The organism is Streptomyces sp. NPDC020801, assembly GCF_044334385.1.
Taxonomy (GTDB): Bacteria; Actinomycetota; Actinomycetes; order Streptomycetales; family Streptomycetaceae; genus Streptomyces.
In genome coordinates this window covers 91,560-110,179 of record NZ_JBIRST010000005.1, presented here as the reverse complement: position 1 = coordinate 110,179, position 18,620 = coordinate 91,560, and the positions used below count along the sequence as shown (strand labels likewise).

The 18,620-nt window shown below is 73.9% G+C and carries 13 protein-coding genes and 2 pseudogenes; 8 read left to right on the top strand and 7 right to left on the bottom strand.

Features of this window, described 5'->3' with window-relative positions:
- Window positions 1-188 precede the first annotated feature (188 nt).
- Window positions 189-2,099, bottom strand: a pseudogene (locus ACH4UM_RS12525) (ABC transporter ATP-binding protein).
- A gap of 153 nt (window positions 2,100-2,252) precedes the next feature.
- Here ACH4UM_RS12525 and ACH4UM_RS12520 point away from each other — a divergent pair.
- Together ACH4UM_RS12520 and ACH4UM_RS12515 are read left to right on the top strand one after the other, a co-directional pair.
- Window positions 2,253-3,227: a YbhN family protein gene (locus tag ACH4UM_RS12520; RefSeq protein ID WP_398176936.1), complete on the top strand. Its 975-nt coding sequence runs from the start codon at window positions 2,253-2,255 to the stop codon at window positions 3,225-3,227.
- Window positions 3,228-3,303: 76 nt separating this feature from the next.
- Window positions 3,304-4,068 (top strand): crotonase/enoyl-CoA hydratase family protein, encoded by a 765-nt coding sequence (locus ACH4UM_RS12515; RefSeq protein ID WP_398176934.1) that lies wholly within the window; start codon window positions 3,304-3,306, stop codon window positions 4,066-4,068.
- 3 nt (window positions 4,069-4,071) lie between these two features.
- Here ACH4UM_RS12515 and ACH4UM_RS12510 read toward each other — a convergent pair whose 3' ends face one another.
- The 3 genes from ACH4UM_RS12510 to ACH4UM_RS12500 are packed head-to-tail and all read right to left on the bottom strand — an operon-like array spanning window position 4,072 to window position 8,125.
- Window positions 4,072-5,298 (bottom strand): NAD(P)/FAD-dependent oxidoreductase, encoded by a 1,227-nt coding sequence (locus ACH4UM_RS12510; protein ID WP_398176932.1) that lies wholly within the window; start codon window positions 5,296-5,298, stop codon window positions 4,072-4,074.
- Window positions 5,295-6,698 (bottom strand): FAD-dependent oxidoreductase, encoded by a 1,404-nt coding sequence (locus tag ACH4UM_RS12505; protein WP_398176930.1) that lies wholly within the window; start codon window positions 6,696-6,698, stop codon window positions 5,295-5,297. The genes ACH4UM_RS12510 and ACH4UM_RS12505 overlap by 4 nt, the downstream gene beginning before the upstream one ends.
- The gene (locus ACH4UM_RS12500; RefSeq protein WP_398176928.1) at window positions 6,695-8,125 is read right to left on the bottom strand and encodes an FGGY family carbohydrate kinase; all 1,431 of its coding nucleotides are present in this window, start codon (window positions 8,123-8,125) and stop codon (window positions 6,695-6,697) included. Before ACH4UM_RS12500 ends, ACH4UM_RS12505 begins: the two co-directional genes overlap by 4 nt.
- Before the next feature lie 270 nt (window positions 8,126-8,395).
- Between ACH4UM_RS12500 and ACH4UM_RS12495 the strand changes: the two genes are divergently transcribed.
- From ACH4UM_RS12495 to ACH4UM_RS12485, 3 genes are all read left to right on the top strand, one after another.
- Window positions 8,396-9,394, top strand: a complete 999-nt coding sequence (locus tag ACH4UM_RS12495) for a hypothetical protein (protein WP_398176926.1) — start codon at window positions 8,396-8,398, stop codon at window positions 9,392-9,394.
- 42 nt (window positions 9,395-9,436) lie between these two features.
- Window positions 9,437-10,966: an amino acid permease gene (locus ACH4UM_RS12490; protein WP_398176924.1), complete on the top strand. Its 1,530-nt coding sequence runs from the start codon at window positions 9,437-9,439 to the stop codon at window positions 10,964-10,966.
- 212 nt (window positions 10,967-11,178) lie between these two features.
- The gene (locus ACH4UM_RS12485) at window positions 11,179-12,267 is read left to right on the top strand and encodes a mechanosensitive ion channel family protein (protein ID WP_398176922.1); all 1,089 of its coding nucleotides are present in this window, start codon (window positions 11,179-11,181) and stop codon (window positions 12,265-12,267) included.
- A 205-nt stretch (window positions 12,268-12,472) separates the two neighbouring features.
- Here ACH4UM_RS12485 and ACH4UM_RS12480 read toward each other — a convergent pair whose 3' ends face one another.
- Complete coding sequence (locus tag ACH4UM_RS12480) at window positions 12,473-13,405, bottom strand: hypothetical protein (protein WP_398176920.1); 933 nt, start codon at window positions 13,403-13,405, stop codon at window positions 12,473-12,475.
- Between the two features lie 226 nt (window positions 13,406-13,631).
- Here ACH4UM_RS12480 and ACH4UM_RS12475 point away from each other — a divergent pair, with 226 nt between their 5' ends.
- From ACH4UM_RS12475 to ACH4UM_RS12465, 3 genes and pseudogenes are all read left to right on the top strand, one after another.
- Window positions 13,632-15,851, top strand: a complete 2,220-nt coding sequence (locus tag ACH4UM_RS12475; RefSeq protein ID WP_398176918.1) for an NADP-dependent isocitrate dehydrogenase — start codon at window positions 13,632-13,634, stop codon at window positions 15,849-15,851.
- Window positions 15,852-16,127: 276 nt separating this feature from the next.
- A complete protein-coding gene (locus ACH4UM_RS12470; RefSeq protein ID WP_398176916.1) occupies window positions 16,128-16,925 on the top strand; it encodes an N-formylglutamate amidohydrolase in 798 nt (265 codons plus the stop codon).
- 205 nt (window positions 16,926-17,130) lie between these two features.
- Window positions 17,131-17,339: pseudogene (locus ACH4UM_RS12465) on the top strand (cytochrome P450); the annotation flags it as partial.
- A 195-nt stretch (window positions 17,340-17,534) separates the two neighbouring features.
- On the opposite strand, the gene ACH4UM_RS12460 reads toward ACH4UM_RS12465, so the two are convergent.
- Together ACH4UM_RS12460 and ACH4UM_RS12455 are read right to left on the bottom strand one after the other, a co-directional pair.
- Window positions 17,535-18,038, bottom strand: coding sequence for a hypothetical protein (locus tag ACH4UM_RS12460; protein WP_398176914.1), 504 nt, complete (start codon window positions 18,036-18,038; stop codon window positions 17,535-17,537).
- Window positions 18,035-18,610 (bottom strand): RNA polymerase sigma factor, encoded by a 576-nt coding sequence (locus ACH4UM_RS12455; protein WP_398176912.1) that lies wholly within the window; start codon window positions 18,608-18,610, stop codon window positions 18,035-18,037. The genes ACH4UM_RS12460 and ACH4UM_RS12455 overlap by 4 nt, the downstream gene beginning before the upstream one ends.
- Window positions 18,611-18,620: the final 10 nt, after the last annotated feature.

Sequence of the window (18,620 nt, the reverse complement as noted above, 5' to 3'; positions counted from 1 at the left end):
CGCCATACCGCGACGAGCCACCCCGCAGGGGATCAGTGAGGCGAGGCTAACCTTTGTCAACGAACGCGGACCTGGGCGGACCGGCCCGTGGGCGGGGGCCGCTCGGCCCTCTCATCGGGACCACAGGGCCCACCGCTCAGGGGGGTGGGCAGGGGCGGTCGCGCACAGGGGCGCGCGGCACGCAGCGGCTACGCCACCGCTTCGCCGGCCGCCGTGACGTCCCTCTCCTCCTCGTCCGGGCGCTGCTCGAACTGGGTGCGGTAGAGCTCCGCGTACCGGCCGCCCGCCGCCAGGAGTTCGTCGTGGGTGCCGCGTTCGACGATCCGGCCCGCCTCGACGACCAGGATCAGGTCCGCGGCCCGCACGGTGGACAGCCGGTGGGCGATCACGACCGCGGTGCGGCCCGCCAGGGCCTCGGTGAGTGCCTCCTATACGGCGGCCTCCGAGGTGTTGTCGAGGTGCGCGGTGGCCTCGTCGAGGATGACCACCCGCTGGCGGGCCAGCAGCAGCCGGGCGATGGTCATGCGCTGGCGTTCGCCGCCGGACAGACGGTAGCCGCGCTCACCGACCACCGTGTCCAGGCCGTCGGGCAGGGAGCGTACGAGGTCGTCGAGGCGGGACCGGCGCAGGGCGTCCCACAGTTCCGCGTCGCTCGCCGAGGGACGGGCCAGCAGCAGGTTGGCGCGCACCGAGTCGTGGAAGAGGTGGCCGTCCTGGGTGACCATGCCGAGGGTGGCGCGCAGGGCGGCGGAACTCAGGTCACGCACGTCGACGCCGCCGATGCGCACGGCGCCCTCGTCGACGTCGTACAGCCGCGGCAGCAGCTGCGCGATCGTCGACTTGCCGGCGCCGGAGGAGCCGACCAGCGCGACGGTCCGGCCGGGCTCGGCACGGAAGGAGACACCGTGCAGCACCTCGGCGCCGTCGCGGGTGTCGAGGGTGGCGACCTCCTCCAGGGAGGCGAGGGAGACCTTGTCGGCGGACGGGTAGCCGAAGCGGACGCCGTCGAACTCGACCGCGACGGGGCCCTCCGGCACCTCGCGGGCATCCGGCCTCTCCTCGATCAGCGGTTTCAGGTCGAGCACCTCGAAGACCCGCTCGAAGCTGACCAGGGCGCTCATCACCTCCACGCGTGCACCGGCGAGCGCGGTGAGCGGCGCGTACAGCCGGGTCAGCAGGAGGGCCAGGGACACCACGGCGCCCGGCTGCAGGGTGCCGCGCAGGGCGAAGTACCCGCCGAGGCCGTAGACCAGGGCCAGCGCCAGGGAGGAGACCAGGGTCAGCGCGGTGATGAACGCGGACTGGGCGGTCGCCGTACGGATGCCGATGTCGCGGACCCGGCGGGCACGGGCGGCGAACTCCGCCGACTCCTCCTCGGGGCGGCCGAAGAGCTTGACCAGGGTGGCGCCGGGGGCCGAGAACCGCTCGGTCATGCGGGTGCCCATCGCCGCGTTGAGCGTGGCGGCCTCGCGCTGCATGCGGGCCATCCGGCTGCCCATCCGCCGGGCCGGGATCACGAACACCGGCAGCAGCACCAGGGCGAGCAGCGTGATCTGCCAGGACAGGGTGAGCATCACGGCGAGCGTGAGCAGCAGCGTGACCACGTTGCTCACCACGCCGGACAGGGTGTTGCTGAAAGCGCGCTGGGCGCCGATGACGTCGTTGTTGAGACGGGAGACGAGCGCTCCCGTACGAGTGCGTGTGAAGAACGCGACCGGCATGCGCTGCACATGATCGAACACAGCTGTCCGCAGATCGAGGATCAGTCCCTCCCCGAGCGTCGCCGACAGTCGTCTGCCGAGGATGCCGAGCGCCGCCTCGGCCACCGCGATCAGGGCGATGAGCAGGGCGAGGTGTACGACCGTGTCCTGGTCGCCGTGAGACACGATCGCGTCGACGACGCGGCCGGCGAGGACGGGGGTCGCCACGGCGAGCAGTGCGGTCACCACCCCCAGGGCGACGAACTGCGCGATGCGGCGGCGGTGCGGGTGGGCGAACGCCCCGATGCGGCGCAGTGTCGCGCGGGCGAAGGGGCGGCGCTCCTGCTGGGCGTTCATGACGCTGTGCAGCTGCGTCCAGGCGGTGGTCTCCATGCTCATGGAGGAGAACCTAGGACCTCAAGCAACATTGAGGTCAATCCCTTTGCCGTGCGGGGTGCGACGGCTCCGCCTCCCCAGCCGCTCCCCGGCCGTAAGGCGCCGTCCCCGATTGCGCAACCCGCCGTTGGCGCGGCGCGGAGAACCTCTTCGAATGTGACAGCGGCCGAACTCCCCGATCTCCCGCCGAGGCGCCTTCCCCGGCGCGTCCCCGTCCGCCGTGTCCTGTGCCTGGTCCCGCTCGTGCTGGTCACCGTGGCCGCGGTGCGGCACCGCTCCGTGCTGGCCGAGGGCTTCGGGCACCTCAGGGGCGCCCAGTGGCCGTGGCTGCTGGCCGCGGCCGGCGCCACCTGTCTGACCTGGGTCGCCGCGGCGGTCACCCGGCAGGGCGCAGTCGTTCAGCGGCTGCCCAGACGACGGCTGCTGGCCACCCAGTTCGCGGCCGGCGCCGCCAATCACCTGCTACCGACGGGCCTGGGCGCGGGCGCGGTGAACCTGCGGTTCCTGACCGTGTGCGGGGTCCCCCTCGCCCGGTCCTCGGCCGCGCTGGCCCTGTACCTCCTCGCGGAGTCGGTCACCCGGCTGACCCTGCTGGCCGCCCTGTTCCTCGCCTTCCCGGACGCGCTGCGTCCGGGTGCCCTGCTGCCGGCGGGCGCGGCGGGGCCGCTGCTGCTCGGCGCGGGAGCGGCCCTTGCCGCGCCGGCGGGCGCCCTGCTGTGCCTGCGACGGCTGCGCTCGGCGGCGGCCGCCTTCCTGCGCACCGCGCTGAGCGAGGCGCGCTCGGTGCACTCCCGTCCGGCGCGGGCGCTGGCGCTGTGGGGCGGCTCGCTCGCCTTCCCGGTGCTGCAGGCGGCCGGACTGGTCGCGGTGGGAAGGGCGATGGGGCTGCCGGTGCCGCCCGCGCACATGGCGCTGGCGTATCTGGCGGCGACGGTCGCCGTCGCGCTGGTGCCCACGCCGGGCGGGCTCGGCTCGGTCGAGGCGGCACTCGTCGTGGCGCTGGTGGCGGCGGGCGGCCCGGTCGCGGTCGCCACCGCGGTGGTGCTGGCCTACCGGATCATCACGGTCTGGCTGCCGCTGCTGCCGGGGGCGCTGACGCTCGGCGCGCTGGTGCGGCTGAAGGTCATCTGAGGCCGCCCGGGTCGGGCGGGACCAGGTGACCGAGGAGTAACCTGCCGCTCTCGTCACCCAGCAGGAGGTCCTCGCCATGCCGGTCCGTATCGAGCGCCGGGAACACGTCACCACGGTGGTCCTCTCCCGCCCCGGGGCCCGCAACGCGGTGGACGGCCCCACGGCCACGGAACTCGCCGCCGTCTTCCGCGAGTTCGAGGCGGACGAGACCGCCCGGGCGGCCGTGCTGTGGGGTGAGGGCGGCACGTTCTGCGCGGGCGCGGACCTGAAGGCGATCGGCACCGGACGCGGCAACCGGGTCGCCGAGGACGGCGACGGCCCGATGGGCCCGACACGGATGCGGCTGTCCAAGCCGGTGATCGCGGCGGTCGCGGGGCACGCCGTGGCGGGCGGCCTGGAGCTGGCGCTGTGGTGCGATCTGCGGGTGGCGGAGGAGGACGCCGTCTTCGGGGTCTTCTGCCGCCGCTGGGGCGTACCGCTGATCGACGGCGGCACGGTCCGGCTGCCCCGGCTGATCGGCACCGGCCGCGCCCTGGACATGATCCTCACCGGCCGGCCGGTCCCGGCCCGGGAGGCCTTCGAGATGGGTCTGGCGAACCGCGTCGTGCCCACCGGGCGGGCGCGCGCGGAGGCCGAGGAACTGGCCGCCGTGATCGCCCGGTTCCCGCAGGGCTGCCTGCGCTCCGACCGCGCCTCCGTGCTGGACCAGGAGGGGCTGGACGAGGAGGCCGCCCTGCGCGGCGAACTGAGGCACGGCGTGGGCGTGCTGGCCGACAGCCTGGAAGGCGCCGCCCGGTTCGCCTCGGGGGCGGGCCGGCACGGCTCGTTCACCGGCGGCTGATCCTCACCCGGCCGTCACCCGCACCGGCCCGCCCGCCGGGTCGACCCGACCGGCCCAGCGCGCCGTCAGGGTAATCGGGCGGTGCGGGACGGCCACGGGCAGCGGCAGGCGTACCCGGTCCAGCCGGCGGCCGTCCTGGGTGATGTGCAGGACCGGGCGGGTGAGCGGGGCGGCGGTGCGCAGGAGGTAGCGGCCATGGCGGTCGGCCGGGGTGACGCGGTGCGGGGCGATCCAGCGCAGGGGCGCCTCGGCCGTCAGCGGCACGGACGCCGGCCACTCGCCGCCCGTCAGCCACTGCCGTACCGCGCCGGCCGCGTGGGCACCCTCGCGGGCCGCGGTCGCCGCGCTCTCCACGGGGTGCAGCACGCTCCCCACCGCGAACACGCCCCGGCGCGAGGTGCGCAGCCCGCCGTCGACGGCGGGGCCCCGCGCGCCGGGGTCCAGCGCGAGTCCGCCGCGCCGCGCCAGTTCGTGGTCGGGCACGAAGTCGCCGGTGAACACCACGGTGTCGCAGGGCAGTACGGCCCCGCGGCCGTCCCGGTGGCGTACCCGGACGCCGGACAGCCGTCCGTGGCCGAGGAGTTCGGTGACCGTGGTGTCCGTGAGCAGCGCCATGCCCTGGCGCAGCCGGGCGTCCAGGGCGCGCAGGGCCCCGGTCCGGGCGCGGGGCAGTTCGGTGACCAGGGCGACGACCTCGGCTCCCGACGCCCGTACGGTGGCGGCGGCCGCGTAGGAGACGTCCTCCGCGCCGACGACCACGGCGCGGGTGCCGATGTGCTGTCCGAAACCGTGCACCGCCTGCTGCAGCTCGCCCGTCGTGTACACCCCGGCGGGCCGGGTGCCCGGCACCAGCCGTGCCGCACGGGGCCGTTCGCGGGCGCCCGTGGCCAGGACGACCGCCCCGGCCTCGACGGTATCCGGACCGCCGGGGCCCACGGTCGTCAGCGCCCGCGGCCCCGCCCAGTCGAGCGCGCTCACCCCGGTCCGCACGACCGCCCCGGAGCGCACCGCGCCCCGGGTGAGCAGGCGGGCGTATGCCGGGCCGGTCAGCGGGTGCAGCCAGGTCCCGAAGCCGCCGTGGGCACAGCAACGGGGCACTCCCCCGGGGTGCTGCTCCCGCTCCAGGACCTCCACGCGGCCCGCGCCCGCCGCGGCCAGCCGGGCGGCGGCCGCGAGCCCGGCGGGACCGGCACCGACGACCAGCACGTCCACCCGCCGTACGCCGCTCATCTCCCGGCTCCCTCGAACAGCGCCCGCACCGCGGCCCCGCAGTGGAAGCCCTGGCAGCGGCCCGCGCCGGCCCGGGTGCGCCGGCGCAGTCCGTCGAGGCCGCGCGGCGGGATCGTACTGCTGAGCGCGTCGCGGATCTCACCGCGCGAGACGCGCTCGCAGTGGCAGACCAGGGTGCCGTACTCGGGATCGCCGGCGATGAGGCCGGCCCGCTGGTACGGGCGCGGGAAGGCCTCGCCGAGGTTCGGCATCCGCACCGGCGCCGGTTCCCGGGCCGGACCGGCGTCGAGACCCATGCCGGTGAGCAGCTCCGTGACATGGGCGGCGATGGCGAGGGAGGCGGTCAGACCGGTGGAGCGGATGCCGCCTACGGTGACGTACGCCTGCCCGGGGTGGGCGCGGATGCGGTAGTCGTCGTGCTCGGTGGCGGCGCGCAGACCGGCGTAGACCGCGGTGACCTCCTCCTGGAGCAGCCCGGGCAGGATGCGGCGGCCCTGCTCGCGCAGTGCGGCCAGGCCCTCGGCCGTCGAGCCGGTGGCCCGTTTGTCGTCGAGGTCCTCGGCGGTGGGACCGAGCAGGACGTTGCCGTACACGGTGGGGGCGACCAGTACGCCCTTGCCGAGGGCGGTGGGCACGGGCAGCAGGATGTGGCGGACCAGCGGCCGGGCGAGCTTGTCGAAGACCATGAGCTGGCCGCGGCGCGGGGTGACGGTGAAGTCGCGGTGGCCGAGGTGCCGGTCGAGGGCGTCGGCGTGCAGTCCGGCCGCGTTGACGAGGAAGCGGGTGCGCAGGGTGCCCCGGGTGGTGCCGAGTTCGTGCGCACCCTCGCGCCGGGTCACCTTCTCCACACGGCAGTCGAGGTGCAGGTCGGCTCCGCCGCGGACCGCCTGGGTGGCGTAGGCCAGGGCCGTCGTCCAGGGGCACAGGATGCTCTCGCCGGGCACGTGCAGCGCGGCGAGGGCGCCGGGGCCGAGGTGCGGCTCGCGTGCGTACAGCTCGCCGGGGCCGATGATGCGCGTGTCGTGGCAGTCGTTGCGCTCGGCCTTCTCGGCGAGGCGCGGCAGCGCGCCGAGCTGGTCCTCGTTCCAGGCGACGAGCAGCGCGCCGACCGGTTCGACGGGGATGCCGGACTCGGCGGCGTAGGCGGCCAGCAGCCGGGAGCCGGTGCGGACGAGGCGGGCCTCCAGGGAGCCGGGCACCGCGTCGAAACCCGTGTGCAGGATAGCGGTGTTGGCCTTCGATGTGCCCTGGCCGACGTCGTCCCGGGCCTCGGCGAGGGCGACCCGCAGGGCCGGGTGGCGGGTCAGTTCGCGCGTGATCGCGCAGCCGACGACTCCGGCGCCGGTGATCACGACGTCGTACGTCCCTCCCGGCAGCGTCCCCCGCGTGGTGACCGTCATGAGGCCAGCAGGGCGGCGACGGCGGCGCGGAAGGCGCCGAGGCGGTCGGCGGCCTCGTCGGGGGTGATGCGCGGTTCGTACACGGCGGCCGGTTTCCAGTCGGGCAGGGTGTCCTCGACGGTCAGGTGGGGGTCGGCTCCGAGCCGGGCGAGGGCGGCCGCGCCGAGCGCGGTCGCGTCGGGCAGCGCGGACACCTCGACGGGGCGTTGCAGCAGGTCGGCCTGGGTCTGCATGAGCAGGGCGGAGCGGGTCAGGCCGCCGTCGGCGCGGAGCATCTCCACGGGGGCGCCGAGGTCGGTCGCGGCGGCCTCGGCGAGGGCGACGACCTGGGCGGCGAGGCCCTCGCACAGGGCGCGGACCAGGTGCCCGGGGGTGGTGTCCAGGCCGAGTCCGGTCAGGGAGCCGCGCAGGTCGCCGCGCCACCAGGGGGCGGCCAGCCCGGCCAGTGCGGGGACGAAGGTGACGCCGCCGGTGTCGGGCACGGCACCGCCCACGGGATCGAGGTCCTCGGGTCCGGCGATGACGCCGAGGTCGGTGAGCCAGCGCACGGCGGAGGCCGCGGTGTACACCTGGCCGTCCAGGCAGTAACGGGTGCGCCCGGCCAGCCGCCAGGCGACACAGCTCACCAGCCCCGACTCCCCGCGCCGGGGCGTGTCCCCGGTGTGTGCGAGCAGGAACGCCCCGGTGCCGTAGGTGCACTTGGCGCCGCCGGGCCCGGTGATCCGCTGGGCGAGGAGGGCGGCCTGCTGGTCGACGATCAGGCCGGTGAGCGGGATCTCGGGACCGAAGGCGGTGGTCGTGCCGACCCGGGCCGCGCAGTCCACGACCTCCGGGAGCCGTTCCCGCGCCAGCCCGTACACCTCCAGGGCGCGCGGCGACCACACGGCCCGGTCGAGGTCGAGCAGCTGGGTGCGCCCGGCGGTCGCCGCGTCGGTGACGAAGGCACCGGTGAGCCGGTGGACCAGCCAGGCGTCGGAGGTGGTGACCACGCCGTCGCGGGTGAGCCGGCGGCGGATCCAGGCCATCTTGGGCGCGGCGAAGTAGGGGTCGAGGGGCAGCCCGGTCAGCTGCCGCAACTCCTCGGCATACCCGGTGAGTTCGGCACTGACACTCTCGGCTCGCCGGTCCTGCCAGACCAGTGCGGCGGTCAGCGGCCGGCCGGCCGACGGCTCCCAGGCGAGCACGGTCTCGCCCTGGTTGGCCAGCCCCATCGCCGTCACGGGCTCGCCCGCCTCCGCGATGGCACGGCGTCCGGCGTCGAGCACGGAGGCGTACAGCTCGGCGGGGTCGGCCTCGACCAGGCCGCCGGGCAGATGCCGGGGGCGCACGGCGGCGAACCCGGTGCCGATGACTCCGCGTTCGGGGCAGACGACCAGCGCCTTGGTACCTGACGTGCCCTGGTCCACGGCGAGCACCGGACCCGTCATCCCACCCCTTCCGCCCGCGCCGTCCCCTTGCCCGATCGTTCGCACGACAGCCTGCCGCCGCCCGCCGCACCCGTCAAGAAGCGCCCGCCGGCACCCAACTCTGCGAGTGCATAACGGAGTTCAGGAGGAACGGTAAAGGCGCGGTGATCCGGAACGTGCGCCTCTATAGTGACCGCCGACCGGCACCGCTCCTCGACCCCCGCCCTGGGGAGGGCTGTTGTTACTCCACTGTGCCGTCCTGTCCCGGCCCGGGCCGGGAGCGGACGGCTGATGGCCGGCAGGGGAGCACGTCCCGGCTACGACCCGGCCGGCCACGACACGGAGCTGCGCACCGCCCTGCAGGATCTGCGCACCGGGCGCTGGCTGGCGATGCGGGACCTGCTGGAGCGGACCACGGCCTGGTGGCAGTGGACCCGGCGCACCCAGGTCCTGGCGGCGGCGGCCGCGGGCACCGACGTGGTCCGCGCATGGCGGGCGGAGGAGCCGGAGAGCGTTCCGGCCGCCGTGATGCACGGGCGGGTCGCCGTCGAGCGCGCGCTGCGGGCCCGGCGCGAGCGCCACCGCCGTACGCACGAGCTGTGGATCGAGGCGTGGGACGCGAGCCACACCGCCAGCCGGATCGCCCCGCAGGACCCGGTGCCGTGGGTGTGCCTGCTGGCGCTCGCCCAGCTCGACCGGGAACTGCGCTGGGAGGAGCACCGCCAGCCTCCGCCGGAGCCGACACTGCCCGTGGGCCCGTGGGGGCTGCTCGCCGAGGCCGGCAAGCGCGACCCGCACAACCGCGAGGCCCACCACCGGATGCTGCAGTTCCTCTACGCGCGCGGGTCCGCCGACCGCGCGGCGGACGCCTCCGGATACGCCCACTGGGCCGCTGCGGCCGCGCCGCCCGGCTCGGCGCTGCACGTGCTGCCGCTGTACGTGCGGGTCGAACGCTACCGGCTCGACGGCGGGCAGGACGCGGCGCTGGACCTGCACTGGGTGGCGGAGGACGCCACCCGTGAGGCGGGCGAGGCGCTGGACAACTGGTTCGCGCACACCGGCACCGCCGAGCGCTCCCCGCTGGACCTCAACCATCTGGCCCACGCGCTGTGGGGCGCCCTGCGGTTCCGGGACGCCGCTCGGGTGTTCGACGCGCTGGGCCCGTACTGGACGCCCCTGCCCTGGGCCCACCGCACCGCCCCTCCGGCCGGACCGGCCCGCGCCGTGGAGGTCTTCCTCCAGGCCCGGACCCGCTGCCGGGCGGCTGCGGACGATCCCGGGCACCCCTAGCCGAAGACACCACCTTCCGCCGATCCCCTCGGAGGTTTCCGCATGGCCCGCACCTTCGAACCGACTCCCCGCGGCCCCGCCCAGCACGACGAGGAACAACGGCTGCGCGACCTCGGCTACCGCCCGGTGCTGGCCCGCCGCATGGGCGGGTTCGGCAACTTCGCGATCAGCTTCTCGGTGATCTCGGTCCTGTCCGGCTGCATGACCCTGTACGGCTTCGGCCTGGGCACCGGCGGTCCCGCCGTGATGCTGTGGGGCTGGGCGGCCGTCGGGGGGTTCGTGCTGTGCGTGGGGCTGGCACTGGCCGAGGTCACCAGCGCGTATCCGACGTCCGGCGCCCTGTACTACATGGCCGACCGGCTCGGCGGCCGCCGCTGGGGCTGGTACACGGGCTGGCTGAACCTGCTCGGCCTGCTCGGCGCGATCGCCGGCATCGACTACGGCGCGGCCCTGTTCGCCGGCGCCTTCGCCAACCTCCGGTGGGGCTTCGAGCCGACGCCGGGCAGGACGATGCTGATCTTCGTGGCGATCCTGCTGCTGCACGCCGTGCTGAACCTGTTCGGCGTCCGTCTGGTCAGCGTGCTCAACTCGGTGTCGGTGTGGTGGCACCTGGCGGGCGTGGCGCTGATCGTGGGCGCGCTCGCGATCGTGCCGGACCACCACCGGTCGCCGTCCTTCGTGTTCACCGCGTTCGTCGACGACACCGGCTGGTCCAACCCCGTCTACGTCGCCGCGATCGGTCTGCTGCTCGCCCAGTACACCTTCTCCGGCTACGACGCCTCCGCCCATCTGTCCGAGGAGACCGCCAACGCCTCGGTCTCGGCCGCGCGCGGCATCGTGCGCTCCATCTGGGTGTCGTGGCTCGCGGGCTTCGTGCTGCTCGCGGGTCTGACCTTCGCCATCCAGGACTACGACGCGACCCGGAACAGCGCCACCGGCGTCCCGCCCGCGCAGATCCTGCTCGACGGGCTCGGCACGGACGGTGCGTGCGCGCTGCTGCTCGTCGTCATCGTCGCCCAGTTGTTCTGCGGCAACGCCGAGGTCGCCGCCGCCAGCCGCATGGTGTTCGCCTTCAGCCGGGACCGCGCCCTGCCCGGCTCGAGCCTGTGGCGCCGGGTCAGCAGCCGTACCCAGACCCCGGTCGCGGCGGTGTGGCTGTCGGTGGCCATCGCCTGCCTGCTGGCCCTGCCCTCGCTGTACTCGGCGACCGCATACGGGGCGGTGACCGCCATCAACGTCATCGGCATCACGCCCGCGTACGCCATCCCCGTACTGCTGCGGCTGCGGGCCGGCGACCGGTTCCGGCCGGGTCCGTGGCACCTGGGGCGGTGGAGCCGGCCGGTCGGCTGGGTCGCGGTGGTGTGGGTGGCTTTGGTCACCGTGCTGTTCTGTCTGCCACAGGCCTCGCCGGTGACCGTGGACACGATGAACTACGCGTCCGTGGCGCTCGCCGTCGTACTGGTCCTGGCCAGTGTGTGGTGGTACGTGGCCCGCCGTTCGTACGGCACACCCACCGCCGCCGCCTACGGCACCGACCGCGACCAGGCCGAACTGGCGGAAGGGATCGTCTGATCCGTCGTCCGGGCATCCCGCCGGCCGCGCCGGTCCCGGTACGAACTGCCGTGCCGGATACGGCAGGATGAGCGGTCGCGCCCGCAGCGGGTCCACGGGACCGGCCGGCGCGCTCGCACATCCCGGAATCGAGCAGGTGACAACGTGACGCAACTTCACATCCGGCCGTCGGCGGCCCCGTGCGCCGCACCACGTCTTCCCGGAGGTGACCGGTGAACCGCGCCGTGACCCTGGACGATCTCATCCTGGCCGGCATCGCCCTGGCGGCCGGCCTGGGGGCCGCGTTCCTGTCGCGCATGCTGCTGCGCTGGCTGGCCAAGCACGCCAAGCGCACCCGCTGGAGCGGCGACGACGTCATCGTGGACGCGCTGCGCACCGTGGTGCCGTGGGCGGCGATCGCCGCCGGCGCGGCGTCGGGGGCCGCCGTGCTGCCGCTGACGCGGACAGTGCAGCACCACGTCAACCAGATCCTGACCGTGCTGCTCATCTTCGTGGTGACGCTGTCGGCGGCCCGGGTGATCGCCGGGCTGGTGCGGACGGTGACCCAGTCCCGCTCCGGGGTCGCCGGATCGGCCACGATCTTCGTCAACATCACCCGGATCCTGGTCCTGGCGATCGGATTCCTGGTGGTGCTGCAGACCCTGGGCATCTCCATAGCGCCGCTGCTCACCGCCCTTGGCGTGGGCGGTCTGGCGGTCGCCCTCGCCCTGCAGGACACCCTCGCCAACCTGTTCGCCGGCGTCCACATCCTCGCCTCCAAGACGGTCCAGCCCGGCGACTACATCCGGCTGAGCACCGGTGAGGAGGGCTACGTCGAGGACATCAACTGGCGCCAGACCACGGTCCGCCAGCTCTCCAACAACCTGGTCGTCATCCCCAACGGGCAGCTCGCGAAGACGAACATGACCAACTTCACCCGGCCCGAGCAGCAGTTGACGGTCCTGGTGCAGGTCGGCGTCGGCTACGACAGCGACCTCGATCATGTCGAGCGGGTGACCATGGAGGTCGTCTCCGAGGTGATGACCTCGATCACGGGCGCGCTGCCCGAGCACGAGCCGGCCATCCGCTTCCACACCTTCGGCGACTCCCGGATCGGCTTCACGGTCATCCTGGGCGTCGGCGAGTTCAGCGACCAGTACCGGATCAAGCACGAGTTCATCAAGCGCCTGCACCGGCGGTACCGGGACGAGGGCATCCGCATCCCGGCGCCGGCCCGGACGGTGGCGCTCCAGCAGGGCCAGGTGGTCATCCCGCAGCAGCGCGGCGGTCCTGACGTGGTGGCCGAGCACGGGGCGGCCTGACGCGGGTGCGCGGGAGGCGCGTCCTATGCTCGAAGCAGCATGATGTGCTCCCCGCAGCCCCCGCAGCCCCCGCAGCCCCCGCAGTCCCCGCAGTCCCCGCCGCCCGGTCCGGCCGGCCGTTCGCTCGACCAGCGGCTGCCGCTGGATCGAGCGCGAGGCGGCGGGCGGAGAGACCTCCGCCCGCCGGAACTGAGCGCTCCGGCCGTCAGAGCGTGGCCGAGTTCTCGTGCCGGTGCCCGTCCCCGCGGGCGTGCGGGGCGGCCGGCGAGGTGTTCACCGGGGGGCACCGTCCAGTCCGGGTGACCGGGCATCCGCGGGGTCCTGGTGCCGTACAGCCACTCCCGCAGGAAGCCGGACAGGTCCTGGCCACTGACCTGGGAGGCCACGGCGATGTGGTCCTCCGTCGTCGCCGAGCGGTCGCGGTACCGGGCGAGGAAGGCGCGCTCGACGGCGTCGAAGACGTCCTCGCCGACGAGCTGCGCGAGCGCGTACAGCACCAGGACGCGCCGTCGCCGTCCAGGTGCTCGGTGCGGACCAGGAGGCCGTTCGCGACGCCGAGCAGGCCGGCGGGGACGGTCCTGCGGAAGGTGAAGTCGGCCTTGTCGCTGGGGTGGTCGTTGCAGGGGAAGACGGTGTGCGCGGAGTTGGGCCGGCCGCACACCGCGAAGCCGTCCGGGGCGGGGACCCAGCCGGTGTGCGCCAGGGTGCGGCCCGGGTCGGCGGAGTACTCCACGTACTCCACGCAGACGGTGGCCCAGGTGTCGTCGGGCAGGGCCCGGTCGGGAGTGATCCTGAGCTTCTCGTCGGCCTGTTCGAAGGAGGCGGTCCGGCCGGCGACGCGCACGGCCCGGACGTCCAGGCCGAGGGCGTCGAGCGAGAGGCGCGTCAGGCAGCGGGTGGTGCGTAACGCCAGGGTGGCCGTGGCGTCGACGAGCCTCGTCGTGGGGTCGTAGGACAGGTCGAGGTGGTGGGCGGTGACGCGGTAGCCGTCGTTGCCCAGGGCCGGGAAGACGGGGTCGCCGAGGGTCTCGGCGCCGGGGGCTCCCCCGTCGCCGGGGCCGGCGGGCCGGGCGTGGGCCGTCGGGCCCGCGGCCAGCGCCGCGGCGGTGCCGAGCAGAGCGGCCGCCGGGGCCGTCACTCTGGTGCGATATCCCATGGTCCGCTTTCGCCGGGCGGCCGGCTGGTCGTCTCCGGCCGTCGGATCAAGGAGCCGTTCGCCCTCCTTGACCTCCGTGAAGCGGCTTCCGGTTGCATGAGCACGACATTCCGGTAGGGAGGTTCCGGGCCGGACCCCTGTCGAGCCGGGGGCGATCACGAGATATCTTGATGTCGAGCAATGTTGCAGACGTGGAGCGGAGCACCCGGTGACTGACTCGACCATCATCTACACACACACTGACGAGGCCCCGGCCCTGGCGACGTATTCCTTCCTGCCGGTGGTCCAGGCCTACGCCTCGCAGGCGGGTGTCTCCGTGGAGACCCGTGACATCTCGCTGGCCGGGCGCATCATCGCCGTGTTCCCGGAGTACCTGAACGAGGACCAGCGGATCCCCGACGCACTGTCCGAGCTCGGTGAGCTGGCCAAGACCCCCGAGGCCAACATCATCAAGCTGCCGAACGTCTCGGCGTCGATCCCGCAGCTGAAGGCCGCGGTCGCCGAGCTCCAGGGCCAGGGCTACGCACTGCCCGACTACCCGGACGACCCCAAGACCGACGAGGAGCGCGAGATCCGCGCCCGCTACGACAAGATCAAGGGCTCCGCGGTGAACCCGGTGCTGCGCGAGGGCAACTCCGACCGCCGCGCCCCCGCGTCGGTCAAGAACTACGCCAAGACCCACCCGCACCGCATGGGTGCCTGGACCGCCGAGTCCAGGACGAACGTGGCGACGATGGGTGAGAACGACTTCCGCTCCACCGAGAAGTCCGCGGTGATCGCCGAGGACGGCAGCCTGCGGATCGAGCTGGTCGGCGACGACGGCTCCACCACCGTGCTGCGCGAGTCCGTACCCGTCCTGGCCGGCGAGGTCGTCGACGCCTCCGTGATGCGCGTCGCCGCGCTGCGCGAGTTCCTCGCCGCGCAGGTCGCCCGCGCCAAGGCCGAGGGCGTTCTGTTCTCCGTGCACCTGAAGGCCACGATGATGAAGGTCTCCGACCCGATCATCTTCGGACACGTGGTGCGCTCCTTCTTCCCGAAGACGTTCGCCAAGTACGGCGAGACGTTCGCCGCGGCCGGCCTGACCCCGAACGACGGTCTGGGCGGCATCTTCAAGGGCCTGGAGAACCTCCCCGAGGGCGCCGAGATCAAGGCCTCCTTCGACGCCGAGCTCGCCGAGGGCCCGGAGCTGGCCATGGTCGACTCCGACAAGGGCATCACCAACCTGCACGTCCCCTCCGACGTGATCGTCGACGCCTCCATGCCGGCCATGATCCGCACCTCCGGCCACATGTGGGGCGCGGACGGCCAGGAGCACGACACCCTCGCGGTCCTGCCGGACTCCTCCTACTCGGGTGTCTACCAGGCCGTCATCGAGGACTGCCGCGCCAACGGCGCCTACGACCCCTCGACCATGGGTTCGGTCCCGAACGTGGGTCTGATGGCGCAGAAGGCCGAGGAGTACGGCAGCCACGACAAGACCTTCGAGATCCCGGTCACCGGCACGGTCCGCCTGGTCGACCAGGCCGGCAACGCCGTGATCGAGCAGACCGTCTCGGCCGGCGACATCTTCCGCGCCTGCCAGACCAAGGACGCCCCGATCAAGGACTGGGTGAAGCTGGCAGTCACCCGCGCCCGCGCCACCGGCGACCCGGCCGTCTTCTGGCTGGACGAGAGCCGCGCCCACGACCGCAACCTGATCGCCAAGGTCGAGCAGTACCTGCCGGAGCACGACACCGAGGGCCTGGACATCAGGATCCTGTCCCCGGTGGAGGCCACCAAGCTGTCGGTGGAGCGCATCCGCCGCGGCGAAGACACCATCTCCGTCACCGGCAACGTCCTGCGCGACTACCTCACCGACCTCTTCCCGATCCTGGAGCTGGGTACCAGCGCCAAGATGCTGTCGGTGGTCCCGCTGATGGCGGGCGGCGGCCTGTTCGAGACGGGCGCCGGCGGCTCGGCCCCCAAGCACGTCCAGCAGCTGGTCAAGGAGAACTACCTGCGCTGGGACTCGCTCGGCGAGTTCTTCGCCCTGGTGCCGTCCCTCGAGCAGTACGCCGAGGCCACGGGCAACACCCGCGCCAAGGTGCTGGCCGACACCCTCGACCGGGCCACGGCGACCTTCCTCAACGAGGACAAGTCCCCGACCCGTCGCGTCGGCGGCATCGACAACCGTGGCAGCCACTTCTACCTGTCCCTGTACTGGGCGCAGGAGCTGGGCCGGCAGACCGAGGACGCCAACCTGGCCAAGGCGTTCGCGCCGCTCGCCGAGACGCTCGCAGCGAACGAGCAGCGGATCGTCGAGGAGCTGATCGCCGTCCAGGGCAAGCCGGCCGACATCGGCGGCTACTACCAGCCCGACCCGGCCAAGGCCGCCGAGGTCATGCGCCCGTCGGCCACCTGGAACGAGGCCCTGGCGTCGCTGAGCTGACCCGGCTCGCCCGGCGCACACGGCGGGCCTGACGGCCCCTGCCCCGCTCCGCCCCGACCGGCACACCGCCGGCCGGGGCGGAGCTGTTCCGGGAGGGCCGCGGGCCGGGAGGGCCGCGGGCCGGAACGGCACCAGTGGGCGCACCCGTCCGGGGCCCCCTGGCTGCCGGGGCCGCCTTCGAGGATCAATGTCAGTGGTGGGCGGCAGGATCAGGGGGTTATGTCGTGGAGAACTCACCCTCCCCGGAAGGCACCGGGGAGAGACAGGAGCAGCCCAGTGCCCGACCCCGTACCGCCCTTCGAGCTGCTGCCCGGCGCCGGCGACTCGCCGGTGATACTCCATGTGCCGCACTCGGCGCGGGAGATACCGGGCGAGGTGCGGGCCGGCATCGTGCTGGACGACGCGGCGCTCGAGCGGGAGCTGGACCACATCACCGACGCGCACACCGCCGAGATCGCCGAGGCGGCCGCCGGGCTGGCCGCCGTCACTCCCTGGCGGTTCGTCAACCGGCTGTCGCGGCTGGTCGTCGACCCGGAGCGGTTCCCGGACGAGCGGGAGGAGATGCTCGCCGTGGGGATGGGCGCGGTGTACACCGCGACCACCCACCGGGGCGTGCTGCGGCCTGCGGACACCGATCCCGAGCCGCTGGTGGAGCGTTATTTCCGGCCCTACGCCCGCGCCATGACCGAGGCAGTGGCCGGCCGGCTCGCGGCCACCGGCCGGGCCGTGATCGTCGACGTGCACTCCTACCCCACCGCCGCGCTGCCCTACGAGCTGCACGGCGGCGGTGCCCGGCCACCGGTGTGCCTGGGCACCGACGCCTTCCACACGCCGTCCGGACTGGTGGGGCTCGCCCTCGAGGTGTTCGCCGGGTGCGGGGAGACGGGGCTGGACAGCCCGTTCGGCGGCGCCTACGTCCCGCTGGAGTACCACGGCCGGGACACGCGCGTCGGTGCCCTGATGGTCGAGATACGCCGGGACATCTACATGAGCGAGCCGGGCGGTCCGGCGGGGCCCGGGCTGACGCGGCTCGCGGCGGCGCTGGCCCGCCTCGTCGACGGCCTGGACGGCTGACCCTCCGGCTGGAGCAACACGCGCGACAGGCGGCCCGGGCGCGGTGGGGGTGGACCCATGGGACCCATGACGCAGGAGATCACACGCTCCCGCCCGACCGGGTGACGCCGTCATCGGCCGGGCAGGCGGCGGCGTACCCGGCCGGCCGGGCGGTGCCGTCCCGGGCGGACGCGGTGACGACCCTGCCGACCGGCGGCCGCCCCCAATCCGGGACTGGCCCGCGCTCGGCCTGGAGGGCACGGAGTTCGACCCGGTCCTCGCCGATCCCATGCGGAAGGGCCCGGTCACCCTGCCCGCCTGCCGCACGGCGAGGGCTGGGCGTGGCCGGCCACCCGCTACGACGACGTCAGGCTGATCACGAACGACCCGCGGTTCAGCCGCGCGGAGGTCACCCGCCGTCAGGTGACCCGGCTGCAGACCGAACTGCTGGTCGGCACCCTGCCCGACCGGCTGCCGGGCCTGCGGCTCGCGGTCCCGCGGCTGCCGGGCCTGCGGCTCGCGGTCCCGGCCGGCCAGGTGGCCTGGCGCCGGAAGACGATGATCCGCGGTCCGCGGACCCTGCCGGTCACGTGGTGGGGCCCCTGGGCGTCCTGCGGCCCGTGGGCACGGTCACGCCCGCAGCCACTCGGTGACCACCACCTCGCCGCCCGTGCGCAGCCGCAGCGCGAACGGCCCCGCGGGCGGTGCCTCGCCGGTGAAGCGGCCCAGGTCGTCGGCGGTCAGGGCGGCACCCTGTCGAGGGCCGTTGAGGACCTCGATACGGGCCGCCTGCGGCGGCAGCACCTGCCCCATCAGTCCGGCCCCTGTGACCTCCACGTCCACGGTCAGCTCACCGGCCTGGAAGGTCAGCATCCGCGGTACGTCCGTGGCCCCCCTGACCGGGATCGCATCGACCAGCGAGTCGAAGGTCAGCTCGGCGATGCGGGCGTCGAGGTCGTGCAGCGCGTAGGCCTCGACGGCGAGTTGGCGCAGGTAGTCCGGGACCGGGTCGAGGATGGCCGCGGCCTGCCGCAGCTCCTCCTCCAGCAGGCCGTCGGCGAACTCCCCGCCCGGCGAGCCCTCCTGGCCGAGAGCCTCGTCGCCCACCCGGTTGTCGTCGTGGTCGTCGTTCACACTGTCCCCCGTGCGTCGAGTCGTGCGCGCAGGCGCCGCAGGCAGCGCTGGCGCAGTGGTCCGATGCTGCCCACGGCCACGCCCAGCGCGGCGGACACCTCCTGGTAACTGGGCGGCGGCGAGGCCATCAGCACCCGCAGCAACTGGCGGCAGCGGTCCCCGAGTTCCTCGAACTCCTGCCACAGCCGCCGGATCCGCTCGCTCTGCGCGGCGGCCTCCTCGGAGTCGAGCAGCGACTGCTCCGGTGTACGGTCCTCGCTGACCCGGTCCAGCAGCTGCGGATCGTCCGTCACAGTCAGCCGGCTCAGGCCGCGCAGCGTCTTCAGGCACTCGTTGCGCGCGGTGCTGGCCAGCCAGGAGCCCGCCTTGTCGGGTTCGCGGATCCGCCCGAGGTGCTGGGCGAAACGGAACCACACCGTCTGGTAGACCTCGTGCCCGTCGGCATCGGAGAGCCGGTGCGCGCGCACGACGGACCACACCAGTGGACTGAGTCCCTCCACCAGCGCCTTCCATGCCGCCGCGTCGCCGTCGACGGCGGACTGGACGAGCGCGCCGACATCTGCACGATCCACGACCTCACCC